11 protein-coding genes and 1 pseudogene are annotated in these 14,766 nt (G+C 73.2%); all 12 read left to right on the top strand.

The window, feature by feature from the left end; genetic code table 11:
• A partial coding sequence (locus STRIP9103_RS35535; RefSeq protein WP_009330125.1) for a vWA domain-containing protein occupies positions 1 to 699 on the top strand: 699 nt, incomplete at its 5' end.
• Between the two features lie 170 nt (positions 700 to 869).
• Positions 870 to 2,125 (top strand): annotated as a pseudogene (locus STRIP9103_RS35530) (ATP-grasp domain-containing protein).
• Positions 2,122 to 3,054, top strand: coding sequence for a Rossmann-like domain-containing protein (locus tag STRIP9103_RS35525; protein WP_009330127.1), 933 nt, complete (start codon positions 2,122 to 2,124; stop codon positions 3,052 to 3,054). Before STRIP9103_RS35530 ends, STRIP9103_RS35525 begins: the two are co-directional and overlap by 4 nt.
• Entirely contained in the window at positions 3,051 to 4,259 is a 1,209-nt protein-coding gene (locus STRIP9103_RS35520; protein ID WP_009330133.1) for a PLP-dependent cysteine synthase family protein, read from the top strand. Before STRIP9103_RS35525 ends, STRIP9103_RS35520 begins: the two co-directional genes overlap by 4 nt.
• Positions 4,256 to 5,323, top strand: coding sequence for a dipeptide epimerase (locus STRIP9103_RS35515; RefSeq protein ID WP_009330123.1), 1,068 nt, complete (start codon positions 4,256 to 4,258; stop codon positions 5,321 to 5,323). The genes STRIP9103_RS35520 and STRIP9103_RS35515 overlap by 4 nt, the downstream gene beginning before the upstream one ends.
• On the top strand, positions 5,307 to 6,569 hold the full coding sequence (locus STRIP9103_RS35510; RefSeq protein ID WP_009330122.1) for an MFS transporter: 1,263 nt from the start codon (positions 5,307 to 5,309) through the stop codon (positions 6,567 to 6,569). The genes STRIP9103_RS35515 and STRIP9103_RS35510 overlap by 17 nt, the downstream gene beginning before the upstream one ends.
• 56 nt (positions 6,570 to 6,625) lie before the next feature.
• Entirely contained in the window at positions 6,626 to 7,417 is a 792-nt protein-coding gene (locus STRIP9103_RS35505) for a class I SAM-dependent methyltransferase (protein WP_048821569.1), read from the top strand.
• A gap of 49 nt (positions 7,418 to 7,466) precedes the next feature.
• The gene (locus STRIP9103_RS35500) at positions 7,467 to 9,056 is read left to right on the top strand and encodes an ABC transporter substrate-binding protein (RefSeq protein ID WP_009330139.1); all 1,590 of its coding nucleotides are present in this window, start codon (positions 7,467 to 7,469) and stop codon (positions 9,054 to 9,056) included.
• Complete coding sequence (locus tag STRIP9103_RS35495; protein ID WP_009330131.1) at positions 9,053 to 10,012, top strand: ABC transporter permease; 960 nt, start codon at positions 9,053 to 9,055, stop codon at positions 10,010 to 10,012. Before STRIP9103_RS35500 ends, STRIP9103_RS35495 begins: the two co-directional genes overlap by 4 nt.
• Complete coding sequence (locus STRIP9103_RS35490) at positions 10,009 to 10,917, top strand: ABC transporter permease (protein ID WP_009330137.1); 909 nt, start codon at positions 10,009 to 10,011, stop codon at positions 10,915 to 10,917. The genes STRIP9103_RS35495 and STRIP9103_RS35490 overlap by 4 nt, the downstream gene beginning before the upstream one ends.
• A complete protein-coding gene (locus tag STRIP9103_RS35485; RefSeq protein WP_009330135.1) occupies positions 10,914 to 12,563 on the top strand; it encodes an ABC transporter ATP-binding protein in 1,650 nt (549 codons plus the stop codon). Before STRIP9103_RS35490 ends, STRIP9103_RS35485 begins: the two co-directional genes overlap by 4 nt.
• Before the next feature lie 151 nt (positions 12,564 to 12,714).
• The coding region (locus tag STRIP9103_RS35480; protein WP_009330120.1) for a serine/threonine-protein kinase at positions 12,715 to 14,766 on the top strand (2,052 nt) is incomplete at its 3' end.

Raw genomic sequence — 14,766 nt, 5'->3', positions numbered from 1 at the left:
GGGCCGGACGGCGCGCACGGGCTGAGCGAACAGGAACAGGACGCCGTGCGGTTCCGGGTGGCGCGCGGCATCAAGGCCCGCCCTGGGGATGCTCCGGAGGGGTGGAAGCGGTGGGCGGAGGAGGCGTTCCATCCGCCGCAGCCGTGGCGGGAGTTGCTGGGCGCCGCGGTCCGGTCGGCGGCGTCCGGGGCGGGCGAGGACTACACGTACGGGCGGCCGTCGCGGCGCTCGGCGGGGGTACCCGGAGCCGTGTTGCCGAGTCTGCGGCGCAGACCGCCCCGGGTCTCCGTGGTCATCGACACCTCGGGGTCGGTGAGCGACGCGGAGTTGGGCAGCGCGCTCCTGGAGGTCGCCGCGATCTCCCGTGCGGTGGGCGGGCGGCGCGATCTGGTGACCGTGGTGCCGTGTGACGCGGCGGCCCGCATCGCGCATCCGCTGTGCCGGGGCGAGGGAATCCCGCTCGTCGGCGGCGGGGGTACGGATCTGCGTACGGGGTTCGCCACGGCGCTGCGTTCCCGGCCCGACGTCATCGTGGTCCTCACCGACGGGCAGACCCCTTGGCCTTCCTCACGACCGCCGTGCCGGACGGTGGTGGGCCTGTTCTCCCGGCCGTACTCGAACGACTCGTGGGACGAGGACGACCCCGACTACGTACCGGACTCCCCGCCCGCATGGGCACGAGTGGTGGACATCGGCTGAGCCCTCCTTCCCTTGCCCTCGCCCACCCAACCTGTTCCCTTACGTTCACCCCACCCACCTGACAATGAAAATGATTATCGATAAGGTGCGCATGGCAAGCCGGTCGCCCCCCTCAGGGGGCTTCGTCGGGCTGCCCTGACGCTGTACCGCACCGCACGAAAAGGGGAGCTGTGGCTCATCTGTTGGTGGTCGAGAGCTGGGTCGGATCGATGAGCAGGCTGCTGCCACGGGCGATTCGGGAGGGCGGACACGAGTTCACCTTCCTCACCCGCGACCTGCACCACTACCTGCGCTCGGCCCCCGAGGGCACGGCGCATCCGCTGCTCGGCGCCCGGAACGTCGTCACGGCGACACCAACGACATCGAGGCCCTGCTGCCGGAGGTCGCGCGGCTGCACGCCGTGTTCGGCTTCGACGGGGTGATCTCGTCCTGCGACTACTACCTGCCGACGGTGGCGTGGATCGCCGGACACCTGGGACTGCCCGGCCCGGGGCCGACGGCGGTCGGCGACGCCTGCCGGAAGGACGCCACCCGCCGGGTCCTCGCCGACGCCGGGGTGCCCGGACCGCGCTTCGCCGTCCACCAGGAGTGGGCCGAGCTGGCCCGGGCGGCGCGGGAGATCGGCTACCCGCTGGTCGTGAAGCCCGTCGACCTGTGCGCGGGCATGTACGTACGGCGCGTGGACGACGAGGCCGAACTCGCGGCGGCCGTACGGGCATTGGCCGACTTCCCGCTCAACGCGCGGGGACAGCGGCGTACGCCCGCCGTGTTGCTCGAAGAGTTGCTGACCGGCCCAGAGGTGAGCGTCGAGACCGTGTCGTACGCGGGCGCGGTCCATGTCGTCGGGGTCACCGACAAGAGCATCGGCGGGGCGCCGGCGTTCATCGAGACCGGCCATATGTTCCCCGCCGCGCTGTCGGCGGCCGACGCGGAGGCCGCCGAGCACACCGCGTCGGGCGCGCTGAAGGCGCTCGGGCTGACGGACGGCGTCGTCGCGCACACCGAGATCAAGCTGACGCCGGCCGGGCCGCGCGTCGTCGAGGTCAACCCCCGGCCCGCCGGGAACCGCATCACCGAGCTGATCCGCCATGTCACCGGCATCGACCTGGCCGCTGCCGCCGTCGATGTCGCACTCGGCCGCGAACCCGATCTGCGGCGCCGGGAGACCGGGCTGCGCAGCGCGGCCGTCGGCTTCCTCGTACCGCAGACGTCGGGCACACTCGACGCGCTGGACGGCGGTCGGCTCAAGGACGCGCAGGGCGTGCTGGAGGCGCAGCTGGCCGAGCCGGGCACACAGGTCAGGGCGGCGGGCAGCAACAACGAGTACCTCGGGCATGTCATGGTCGGCGACGCCGAGGGGCTGGGGGCGCGCGAGCGCGTCGAGGCGCTGCTCGGCGAGTTGCGCTCCGGGCTGGTGATCCGGTGACCGCCGTCGCGCCGGTGGCCCGCGCGGCCACGTACGAGGAGCTGGTGGAGCGGGTCCGGGGCGGTGAGCTCGGTCCGGATCCGCGGACGCTGCGGATCGCGGTGGCCTTCGCCACGCGCCAGGCCGTACGGCACGACGGGCGCGGCACCGGGTACCGCAACGAGGTGCTCAGCCTGCGGCTCGCCGGTGCCGTCGGCTCCTGCGCGGTCGAGCCGGGGACGTTGCCCGACGCCGCGATCGACGACTGTGTGGGTGCCGACGTGGCCCGGCTGCTGGACCATCCGCTTCTGCCGGTGCGGGTGGCCGCGCTGGACGCCTATCTCATGCACGTCGGCCCGCACACCCCGGAGAACGGGGCGCTCCCCTTCCCCCTGTCCGCCGGGACATCGCTGGAGAAGTCCCGGGCGCGGGCGCGGGCCGTCGTCGAGCTGCTCGATCTGCCGCCGGGGGCCACGGTGCTCGTGGTCGGGGTCGTCAACTCCCTTCTGGAGGAGCTGCGTTCGCGCGGGCTCGGCCATGTGCCGTGTGATCTCAAGGGCGGGGTCACCGAGTGGGGCGAGGAGATCGTCACCGACGCGCTCGGCGCGCTCGACCGGTGCGACGCGCTGCTCGTCTCCGGGATGACCCTGGGCAACGGCACCTTCGAACCCTTGCGGCGGCATGCGCTGCGGCACGGCAAGCAGCTCGTGATGTTCGCCCAGACCGGCAGCGCCGTACTGCCCCGCTTCCTCGGCCACGGGGTGAGCGCGGTGTGCGCGGAGCCGTACCCCTTCTTCTGGCTCGACGCGGGGCCGGGCACCCTGCACCGCTACGCGACGGACGGCTCGGGGCGCGGCTACGGGCCGGACGACTCCGGTCACGCCTTCGGCCGGGACAGCGCGGGTCCCCGTTCCAGCCTCGGCGGCCCGGATTCGGGAGGCGGCCGGTGAGCCCGTCGACCGCCCTCCGCGCTGTCGCCCGTCCCGAGCTGCTGTCCCTGCTCGGGCGTACGCCGCTGGCGCGTATCACCGCCGATCTGCCCGGTCCCCAGCCCGGTTTCTGGGCCAAGCTCGAAGGGCTCGCGGCGGGTGGGATGAAGGCGCGGGCCGCCGTGTCGATGCTGATGGGCGCCCGCGAACGGGGTGAACTGCGGCCCGGTGCCCCGGTGGTGGAGTCGACGTCCGGGACGCTCGGCGTCGGTCTGGCCTTCGCGGGGCAGGCGCTCGGGCACCCGATCGTGCTGGTCGGCGACAGCGAACTGGAGCCGTCCATGCGGCAGTTGCTGCGCTCCCACGGCGTACGGCTGGAGCTGGTGGACCGTCCGGCGACCCGGGGCGGCTGGCAGGCGGCGCGCCTCGCCCGGCTGCGGGAGCTGCTGGCCGTGCTGCCGGACGCGTACTGGCCCGACCAGTACAACAACCCGGACAACACCGCCGGTTACGCCTCACTGGCCGCCGAACTCGCCGCCCAGCTCGACCACTTGGACATCCTGGTGTGCAGCGTCGGCACCGGCGGCCACAGCGCGGGCATCGTCGGCCCGCTGCGGCGGCACTGGCCGGGGCTGCGGCTGATCGGCGTCGACTCCGTCGGCTCCACGATCTTCGGCCAGCCGGCCCGGCCGAGGCTGATGCGCGGCCTGGGCAGCAGCATCCATCCGCGCAACGTCGCCTACGACGCCTTCGACGAGGTGCACTGGGTCGGGCCCGCCGAGGCCGTGGACAGCTGTCGGCGGCTCGCCCGCGGCAGCTTCGTCAGCGGCGGCTGGAGCACCGGTGCGGTCGCCCTCGTCGCCGCCTGGGCGGCCCGCGTCCACCCGGGCGCCGTCGTCGCCACCGTCTTCCCGGACGGCCCGCACCGCTACCTCGGCAGCGTCTACGACGACGACTTCACCACCGCGCACGGCCTCGACCCGGCCACCGCCGCCGCGCGCCCGGTCGAGATCCCCCACCCCGGCGCCGCCGAGGCCGTCGGCTGGGTCCGGTGCGGCAGGGTCAGCGACCCCCTCGCGGTCCCCGCCGGCCCGTTCGCCACCACCCCGCCGGGCACTCCCGCCGGCCCGTTCGCCACCACCCCGCCAGGCACTCCCGCCGCCCCCTCCACCACCGCCCCACTCGGCGTCCCCGCCGTTCCGCCCGCCTCGGAAGAGAGACTGTGAAGGTCATCCAGCGCACCGTACGCCTCGAACTGGCCGAGCCGTTGCGCATCTCCCGCTCCACCATGTCCGCCCGCGAGGCGGTGTGGCTGACCGTCGAACACGACGGGGTGCACGGCCATGGTGAGGCCGTCACCAGCGTGTACTACGGCCTCGACGCCGACACCCTGGGGCGGCGATTCACGGCCGTCGCCGCCGACCTCGTACGCTTCCGTGATCCGGAGAGCGCGCTGGCGGCCCTGCGGGACGGCGAGTCGGCCGGTGCTCCGGAGACTCCGCCGGCCGTCACCGCCGCCGTCGACTCCGCGCTCCTCGATCTCGTCGGCAAGCGGGCGGGCAGCCCCGTCCACCGGCTGCTGGGCGCGCCGTCCGCTCCCGTCGCCGCCACCGCCCGGACCATCGGCATCACCGCGCCGAGCCGTGCCGCGGCCGAGGCCCGCCGTCTCGCCGCGAGCGGCTTCGAGGTGGTCAAGGTCAAGGCCGGGGCGCCCGACCCGGAGGACGACGTCGAACGCGTACGGGTCGTCCGCGACGCCGCGCCCCGGGTCCGGCTGCTCCTCGACCCCAACGGCGCCTGGACGGCGGCACAGGCGGACGCCCTGCTGCCGCGCTTCGCCCAGCTGGGCGTGGAGGCCGTCGAACAGCCCCTCGCACCCGGCGATCCGGAGGCGCTGGCCGCCCTCGCCGAGCGTTCACCGCTGCCGGTCATCGCCGACGAGGACGCCGTGAGCCCGGAGGACGTACGACGGCTCGCGGGACGCGTGCACGGCGTCAACGTCAAGCTCGCCAAGTGCGGCGGCGTCCACGCGGCCCTGCGTATCGCCGAGTCGATCGAGGGCAGCGGCACGGAGCTGATGCTCGGCTGCCTCACCGCGAGCAGTCTCGGTCTCGCCCCCGCCGTCCACCTCGCCGACCGCGCCCGCTGGGTCGACCTCGACGGGCACCTCCTCCTCGCCCACGACCCGTGGACCGGCATCGGGGGCGACGACGGATTCGTACGGACGACCGACCTGCCGGGACTGGGAGTCCGGCCGAGGGAGGAGGCGCGCGGTGAAGACGTTGCATGAGATACGCCGCTTCCCCTTCGCCGTACGCCTCCTGCTGGTCAACCAGCTCGGCGTCAACATCGGCTTCTACCTCCTGATCCCCTACCTGGCCACGCACCTCACCGAGAACCTGGGCATGTCGGCGGCCGTCGTCGGCGTCGTGCTCGGGGTCCGGAACCTCAGCCAGCAGGGCCTGTTCATCATCGGCGGATCGGCCTCCGACCGGCTCGGGGCGCGGGGCGTGATCATCGCCGGGTGTGCGCTGCGGACCGTCGGGTTCGGGCTGTTCGCGCTGGGCGACGGGCCGGCGGTGCTGCTGGCCGCGTCCGTGCTGAGCGGGCTCGCGGGCGCGCTGTTCAACCCGGCCGTACGGGCTTATCTCTCGCAGGAGGCCGGGGAGCGCAAGGCGGAGGCGTTCGCGCTGTTCAATGTGTTCGCCACGACGGGTGCCCTGATCGGCCCGTTGCTGGGCAGCGTGCTGCTGCTCGTGGACTTCCGTACGTCCGCGCTGACCGCCGCCGGGATCTTCGCGGTCCTCACCGTGGCCCAGGCCCTCGTGCTGCCCGCGCGGCAGGTGGAGCCGAGCGGGAGCGGGGTCCTCGGTGACTGGCGTGAGGTGCTCGGCAACCGTGCCTTCCTGGCCTTCGCGCTCGCCATGGTCGGCATGTTCACCCTGGAGAACCAGCTGTATCTGCTGCTGCCCGCCGGGGCTCGGCAGGCCACCGGCTGGGACGGCGCGGCCGGTCTCGTCTTCCTCGTCGGCACCCTCGCCAACCTCGCGCTGCAGCTGCGGATCACGACCGCGCTCAAGGCCCAGGGCAGCAGGGCGCGTTGGATCGCCGTCGGGCTCGCCGTGACGGGGCTGGCGTTCCTGCCGCCGGCCCTGATGGCGGGAGCCGGGTCCGGTGGGTGGCTCGACGCCGTACCGGTTCTGCTGGGCGCCCTGCTCCTCTATCTCGGGCTCATGATCGCCTCGCCGTTCGTGATGGAGCTGATCCCCCGCTTCGGGCGCCCGGAGCTGACCGGCACATACTTCGGGATCTTCTACGTCGTCTCGGGCGTCGCCGCGGCGGTCGGCAACACCGTCGTCGGGTGGGCCATGGACACCGGGGAGGGCGGCGGGCACGCCTGGCTGCCCTGGGTGTGCTGCGCCCTGTTCGGCCTGGTCTCGGCGGGCGGGGTCGCCTGGCTGCACCGGCGCGGGGAGCTGCCCGCCGATCCGGCGCCGCTCTCCCCCGCCGCGACCGGTGAGAGGAGCACCGCGTGACCGAGCGAGTCCCGCGCCCGGCAGCGGCCGTGCGGCCTGACGGCGACGGAACCGGACTGGCGAACGGCAATCTCCTCACCGACAACCCCGAGCTGTACGAGGCCCGCTTCCCCGACGCCGACCGGCTCGCCGGACGCTGGGCCGAGGACTGTCTGCGCCGCCACGAGGCCGGGCCACGCGTCCTCGACATGGGCTGCGGCACCGGCCGCGACGCCGCCCACCTGCACGGCGTCGGCCGTACGGTGACCGGCGCCGACCTCTCCGAGGCGATGCTCGCGCACGCCCGTGCCCGGTACCCGGGGCCGGAGTACGTGCGGGCCGACCTGCACGGCTTCGACCTGGGCCGGGCCGCCTTCGACGCGGTCGTCTGCCTGGACAGCTCCCTGCTGTACTGCCACACCAACGACCAGCTCGACGGCTTCCTCACCTCCTGCCGCCACGCGCTCGCCCCCGGCGGACTGCTGGTCGCCGAGATGCGCAACGGCGCCTACTTCCTGGGCCGCACCGACCTGCTCGACACCCCGACCGTCAACGCCTTCATCTGGCAGGGCACCGCCTACCGGTCCACCACGACCCTGACCGTCGATCGCACGGCCCAACTCCTGCGCCGTCACCGCGTCTGGACCGCGGACGACGGAGTACCGCCCGTCGAACAGCACTCCGCCTGGCGGCTGTTGTTCCCGCAGGAGGTGCGCCATGTCCTGGCCGCGCACGGCTTCGAGGTCCTGGAACTCCATGACGGGCCTGGACCGCGTACCGAACCTCCCTGGGAGGAAGGGCAGTTGCCCGGCGGTACGACGGACGCGGACCGGCTGCATGTCGTCGCGCGCCTCGCCACGGCTCGCTGATTCCTCCCCCCACTGATCTCTCATCCACATCACACCCCAAGGAACCTTCATGCACGACGAACGTTTCCCCGGCCTGCGCCGCCGCGGTTTCCTCGCCGCCACGGGCGCCGCCACGCTCGGCGCGCTCGCCCTGACCGGGTGCGGCGGGGACGGGCAGGACGCCGAGACCGACGGTGGCGAAGGCGGTGCGCCCAAGCGCGGCGGACGGCTGCGCGCCGCGTTCGCCGGTGGCGGTGCCAGCGAGACGCTGGACCCGCATCTGGCCAACCTGTTCGCCGACGTCGCCCGCGCCAAGGCGCTCTACGACAAGCTCGCCGACTACGGCCCCGATCTGTCCGCCGAGCCGCGTCTCGCGGCGAAGTGGGAGTCGAACAAGGGCCTGGACCGCTGGCAGGTCACGCTGCGCGAGGCCACGTTCCACGACGGCAAGGCGGTCACGGCGAAGGACGTGCTCTACAGCTACCGCCGTATCGCCGACCCCGAGAAGGCGTTCCGCGCCAAGGCGTCGCTGGAGCCCATCGACCTCGACGCGAGCCGGGCGACCGGCGAGCGGAGCATCGAGTTCGTGCTCAAGCGGCCGACCGCCGAGTTCCCCAACGTCCTGGCCGCGTTCGGGGCGTACATCGTGCCGGAGAACGCGGGGGACGACGCCGCCGACTTCGACAAGAAGCCGATCGGCTCCGGCCCCTTCCGCTTCGTGTCCTTCGCCCCCGGCCGCTCGGCCGTCTTCCGCCGCTACGACGACTACTGGGAGGGCGCCCCGTACCTCGACGAGCTGGAATTCGTCGTCGCCAACGAGGAGTCGGCCCGCGTCAACGCGCTCCTCGGCGGCCAGGTCGAGTACGCCCACGAGCTGAACCCCACCACCGCGCGCGCCCATGAGGGCAAGGGGCAGATCGAGATCGTCCGGTTGCAGGGCAGCGCCATGCAGGGGTTCTGCATGAAGACCGACCGGGCGCCCTTCGACGACAAGCGGGTGCGTGAGGCGTTCTTCCTCATCGCCGACCGGCAGGAACTCATCGACGGGGCGCTGTCCGGGGCGGGCGTGGTCGGCAACGACCTGTTCGGGAAGGGGTACGAGTACTACGCCGCCGATCTCCCGCAGCGCGAGCAGGATCTGGACCGGGCCCGGGCCCTGCTGAAGCAGGCCGGTGCCGAGAAGCTGAAGGTCACGCTGGACACCTCGGCCGTGGCCGCCGGGTTCACCGAGGCGGCCGGCATCTTCCGCGACCAGGCGGCCAAGGCGGGCGTCACGATCGATGTGAGGATGGGCAGCAAGGACTCGTACTGGGCCGACATCCTCGACTCCGGCACCCTCGCCTGCTACCGCTCCGGCGCCATGCCCATCGAGGCGCACATCTCCCAGCGGCTGCTCACCGACTCCACCACCAACGCCACCAAGTGGCACCACAAGGACTTCGACGCGCTGTACCACCAGGCGCAGTCCACCCGCGACAAGACCGAGCGGGCCGCCGTGTACCAGCGGATGCAGCGCCGGCTGTACGCCGAGGGCGGCTTCCTGATCTGGGGGTTCGCCGACTGGATCCTCGGAACGGCCCGCAATGTGAAGGGCGTCGAGACCAAGGCCCCCGCCAACACACTCGACTGGGCACGCTTCGACAAGGTGTGGCTCGCGTGAGCGGAGGCGGCCTGCGCTCCTTCGTCGCCCGGCGGCTGCTCCTCGGTGTCGCGCAGACCGTGGCCGTGGTGCTGCTGGTCTTCGCGCTCACCGAGGCGCTGCCGGGCGACGCCGCGGTCGCCCTGGCCGGGGACCAGCCCGATCCGGCCCGTATCGCCGCCATCCGCGAGGCGATGCGTCTGGACCGGCCCGTGCACGAACGGCTGGCCGACTGGGCGGTGGGTCTGCTGCACGGCGACTTCGGCACCTCCCTGGCCTCCGGCCGACCCGTCGCCCAGTACATCGCCGACGGCTTCGGACCGACCCTGCTGCTGGCCGCCCTCACCGTGGCGCTGCTCGTGCCGATCGGCTTCGGGCTGGGTGTGCTGGCCGCGCGCCACGAGGGCGGACTCGTCGACCGGGTGGTCAGCTCCCTGACGCTCGCCGTGTACGCGGTCCCCGAGTTCGCGCTCGGGGTGCTGCTGGTGACCGTGTTCGCGCTGAAGCTGGGCTGGCTGCCGCCGACCGCCGTCGGCTACGGCACCGATCTGCTCGCCCACCCGGCCGCACTGGTCCTGCCCGTGCTCGTCCTGCTCTCCCGGCCGGTCTGCTCCCTGGTCCGCCTGGTGCGCGCCGGCATGATCGACGCGCTCGCCTCGCCGTACGTCGCCCACGCGCGCCGGTACGGCGTTCCGGGCGCCCGTGTCCGCTACGCCCACGCCCTCCCCAACGCCCTCGCGCCCGCCGCCCAGCAACTGGCCCGCACCATCGACTGGTTGCTGTGCGGTGTCATCGTCGTGGAGGCCCTCTACGTGATCCCCGGACTCGGCACCGTCCTCCTCAACGCCGTCGCCGAACGCGATGTGCCCGTCGTGCAGGGCCTGGCCGTGGTGTTCGGCGTGCTCACCGTCGTCCTCAACCTGGGCGCCGACGTGGTCGCCCGGCGGTTCGCGCCTCGGGCGGGGGTGGCGGCATGACGTCGGGGACAGCCACCGCGACCGACACGACCAGCGGAACCGACGTCGGGGCCGCGCGGCGTACGGGCCGTTTCGCGCTCGGCGTCGCCGTCATCGCCGTCCCCCTCCTCCTCGCCCTGCTGGGACCGGTGTTCGCGGGGGAACCGGGCCCACGGTCCGCGTCCTTCATGCTCGGCGACGGGCACTGGCTCGGCACGGACTTCGTGGGCCGGGACGTGTGGCAGCAGGTGCTGCACGGGGGTCGTCCGGTCGTGCTGACGGCGCTCGGGGCCGGTGTTCTGGCCTATCTGGTCGCGCTCCCGATCGGTCTGGTCGCGGCCCTGACCCATCGGCGGTGGCTGGAGGAGCTGCTGATGCGGCCCCTGGACGTCCTGATCGCCGTGCCGTCGCTGCTGCTGATCCTGCTGGTCGCCTCGGTGTTCTCCCCCGGAGCCGTCGGTCTCGCCCTGCTCGTGGCGCTGGTCAATGTGCCGGACGCGGCCCGACTCGTACGCGCCGCCGCCACGGAGGCCGCCGCCCGGCCCGTGGTCGAGGCGCTGCGGCTCCAGGGCGAGAGCTGGTGGCGCACGGCCGTCGGCTATGTCGGGCGCAGCATCCTGCGGACGCTGGGCGCCGACGCCGGGACCCGGCTGACCGGTGTGCTGTACCTGGTCGCCACGGCCGCGTTCCTCGGCGTCGGGGTGGCGCCGGACGCCGCCGACTGGGCGGTGATGGTCGACCGCAACCGTACGGGCCTGTTCGTACAGCCCTGGGCCGTGGTCGTCCCCGCGCTGCTGATCGTGGCCCTCACCACCGGCACCAACCTCCTCTTCGACGCCGCGCTGGAGAAGCCGGGCGGGCGTGGCGGGAGCGACAGACCCGGCGGCCGTGGCGGGCGCCGGGTACGGAAGGAACGACGCGTGTGAAGCGATACGACGACGGCGACGGCGACGGCCGGACCGCCGAAGAACCCCTGGCCGAGATCACGGATCTGCGCGTCGAGGTCGGGGGTCGGGCGATCGTCGACGGGGTGAGCCTAAGGGCCCTGCCCGGCAGGGTCATCGCGCTGGTGGGTGCCTCGGGCAGCGGCAAGACCACCACCGGGCTGGCCCTGCTCGGCGAGTTCCCGACGGGCGCGCGGGTCACCGGCGAGGTCCGCGTGACGGGCGACGGCCCGGTCGGCCATGTGCCGCAGCATCCGGCGGCCGTGCTCAACCCGGCCCGTCGTATCGCCGCGCTGCTGACCGACATCGCCCGCGCTCAGGTACGTCACCTGCCTCGGGCCCAGCGCCGTACGGCCGCCCGCGAGCGCGTCCTGCGCGCCCTGGCCGATGCCCAACTGCCGGACGGCGAAGGTCTTTTGCGGCGCTACCCGCATCAGCTCTCGGGCGGGCAGCAGCAACGCGTCGTCCTCGCGCAGGCCCTTCTGCTCGGCGCCCGGGTCGTCGTCGCCGACGAGCCGACGACCGGACAGGACGCCCTGACCAAGAGCCTCGTCGTCGACCAGTTGGCGGCGGTCGCGGCCCGGGGTATCGCGGTCGTCCTGCTCAGTCACGACCTCGACGTCGTACGCGCGCTCGCCGACGAGGTCCATGTCATGCGGGCGGGGCAGGTCGTGGAGTCGGGCCCGGCACAGCCTCTCTGGCTCGCGCCCCGGCACGAGTGGACCCGCCGACTCCTCGACGCCCAGCCGTCGTTCACGGAGACGGAGAGAGAAGGGGCCTCCGGCGAGCGGTGCGGCCCGGCGACCGTGGAGCCCGTGCTGCGCGTACGCGGCCTGATCGCCCGTCATCGCGACGGCGATCGCGGTACGACCGTCGCCGTGCGCGCCCCCGAACTCGCCCTGCGGGCCGGGGAGTGCCTGGCCGTCGTCGGCCGTTCGGGCAGCGGCAAGACCACCCTCGCCCGCTGTCTGGCCGGACTCCACCGTGACCTCGACGGCGAGATACTCCTCGACGGCACTCCCCTTCCGCGCAGTCTGCGGGACCGCGGCCGGGGGCAGTTGGCGGCCGTGCAGTACGTCTTCCAGGACGCCCGCGCCTCCTTCGACGAGCACCGCCCGGTCCTGCACCAGGTCGCCCGTACGGCGGTCCGGCTGCGCGGCGTCGACGACCGCGCCGCCGAGACCGAGGCTCGGAGCACCCTGGCCCGTCTCGGCCTGCCGGCGGAACTGGTCCACCGCCGCCCCGGGCAGCTCTCCGGCGGCGAACTCCAGCGCTCGGCCCTGGCCCGCGCCCTGCTCGCCCGCCCCCGGGTGCTGATCTGCGACGAGATCACCTCCGGGCTCGACATGGTCACCCGCCGGGGCATCCTCGACATCCTCACGGGGCTGCTGCGCGACGGCGGCGACACCGACGCCCATGCCGACACCGGCGTATCCGGCGAGTTGTCCCTCGTCCTGATCACCCACGACCTGGACACCGCCGCCGTCGCCGATCGCATCGCCGTCCTGGACGCCGGGGAACTCGTCGAACAAGGTGACGCGCGGCAGATCCTCACGGCGCCACGACACCCGTTCACCGTCTCGCTCATGGCGACCACGGCGCGCCTGGCGGCGGGCACGGGCTCCTGAAGGGCATCACCGGTCCCACAACCTCTACGCATGGGGACGTCTGATGCAGGCTCCGGGTAGACACTGCGAACTGATCGCCACAGGGAGTAACTTCGGTGCATACGCGTAGCCACGGCGGTGCGCGTGTCGTGGACCGGATAAAGGGGGAACTGTGCGTTCCGGGCAGGAGTTCGCCGGCCGCTTCGTCCTCAAGGAGGTCATCGGCGCGGGGCGCGGCGGCGATGTGTGGCTGGCCCACGACACGGTGGTCGGGCAGGACGTCGCGCTGAAGCCGGAGCGGATCGCGGGCGACCGTGAGACCGCCGTACAGCGGCTGCTGGGCGAGCCGCGTGCCATGGCCAAGTTCCGCGACCACCCGCATGTCGTGACCCTGTTCGACGTCGTGACCGTGCCTCAAGCTCCCACCGGGCCTCAGGTCCCCCGGGAAGGCGACGAGCACCGGGACGGGGACGGGCAGGAGAGCGAGCCGGAGACGTACTGGTTCATCACCGAGTACGTGCGCGGCGGCGACCTGGACGGGCAGCCGCCGATGTCTCCCGTGGAGGCGGCCCGTATCGGTGCCCAGATCGCCGACGCGCTCGTGGCCCTGCACGAGGCGGGCATCGTGCACTGCGACATCAAGCCCGCCAACATCGGCCTCACCCGGCGGGGCACGGCGAAGTTACTGGACTTCGGCGCCGCGTACCGGGTCGGCGGCACGGAGACCATCACCGCCAACGGCCCGTTCAGCTTCACCCCGGACTACGCCGCCCCCGAACTGGCCAGGGGCAATGTCCCCCGGCCCGCCTCGGACGTGTTCTGCCTCGGCACCACCCTCCACGCACTCGTCACCGGCTCGCCCCCGCGTGGCGGCGGGCCCGAGGACGACGACGACGGCCGGGGAGACGGCGGGGACCGGGAGGACACCGAGCGCCTGCGGTACTGGAAGGCCGAGCAAGGCGTCGTCGAGCTGGACGCCGACGCCGTGGGCCCGCTGTACCCGGTGCTCACCGCCATGCTGCGACGCGGTCCGGGACAGCGCCCCGGCGCCGCCGAGGTCAAGCGGCTCCTGGAGGCCGTCGCCGAACCCACCGCCGAACCGGCGTCCCTCGGATCGGCCGAGCCGCCCCAGCCGCCCGTGTCAGCCGATACGGACGGCCCCGGCGGCCCGTCCGACAAGCGCCCCCGGCGGCGCCGGGCCCTGCTCGCCGCGGCCCTCGGCCTCAGCGCCGTACTGGCCCTGGGCCTGGTCCTCATCCCCAACGGCAGCGACGACGGCAGACGCACCGACGACTCCGGCCGGAGCAGCCTCCAGGACAGCTCCTCGAATTCCACGGACGCCACGGACTCCCCGAGCGGCGCGTCGCAGTCGCTGATCGGCGATCCGCGCACCGCCGATGTGTGCGCCCTCGCCGACGCCACCGCTCTCGGCCGGTTCGGCAAGGTCGAAGTGGACGTGGACTACGGGAACTTCGACCAGTGCGACGTCCTCGTCCACTCCGACGGCAAGACCCGGATCGACGTGTCGTTCCAGCTCCGCCCGGGCTCGGCGCCGGAGACGTCGACGCCCACCAGCACCATCGGCAGGATCGACATCACGGAGTCGGCGGAGAGCGACGAGTGCACACTGCTGCTGACGCCCGACGGCCCTGCCGAGGGGATCGTCGGGGTCCGCGTCAACATGGGCGAAGGCTCCGTGGCCGGCGGCAGCGCGACGCTGTGCGCGGTCGCCGACACGGCCGCCCGGAGCGCGGCCGAACTCCTCAACGAGGGCCCGGTACCCCGGCGTTCCCAGGCCTACCCGGAGGCGTCGCTGGCCTGGGCGAACGCCTGCGAGCTGCTCGACGCCAAGGCGCTCTCCGCCGTCCCCGGCCTCAAGGTGGACGAGCCGGAGGTCGGTGTCGCGAACTGGGGCTGCGAATGGTCGGGCTCGGTCGACGAGTTGGAGGCCGAGGTGGACTTCTTCCGCGATCAGCCGAAGTCCGGGACCGAGGGAACCCCGCTGAGGCTCAGTGGGTACGACGGCCTCGCCGTGCCGGACGACGACGGCGAGGCCTGCCGGGTCTACGTCCAGTACCGCGAGTACAGCGGCGAGAACGCGGAGACGTTCGCGGAGATGCTGCGCCTTCGCGTCGGCGGGCAACGGCCCACGGACGAGCTCTGCGAGACGGCCACCTCCCTCGCCCGTTCCGCCGCCGCGCGACTGCGCGCGCAACCGCCCTCG

The sequence above is a fragment of the Streptomyces ipomoeae 91-03 genome, from assembly GCF_000317595.1.
Classification (GTDB): domain Bacteria; phylum Actinomycetota; class Actinomycetes; order Streptomycetales; family Streptomycetaceae; genus Streptomyces; species Streptomyces ipomoeae.
This window is presented reverse-complemented; position numbering and strand designations above follow the sequence as displayed.

Bases quoted from the DNA above. Each gene is read 5' to 3' on its own strand.
- STRIP9103_RS35500 (WP_009330139.1), top strand. From the start codon at position 7,467: ATGCACGACGAACGTTTCCCCGGCCTGCGCCGCCGCGGTTTCCTCGCC.
- STRIP9103_RS35490 (WP_009330137.1), top strand. From the start codon at position 10,009: ATGACGTCGGGGACAGCCACCGCGACCGACACGACCAGCGGAACCGAC.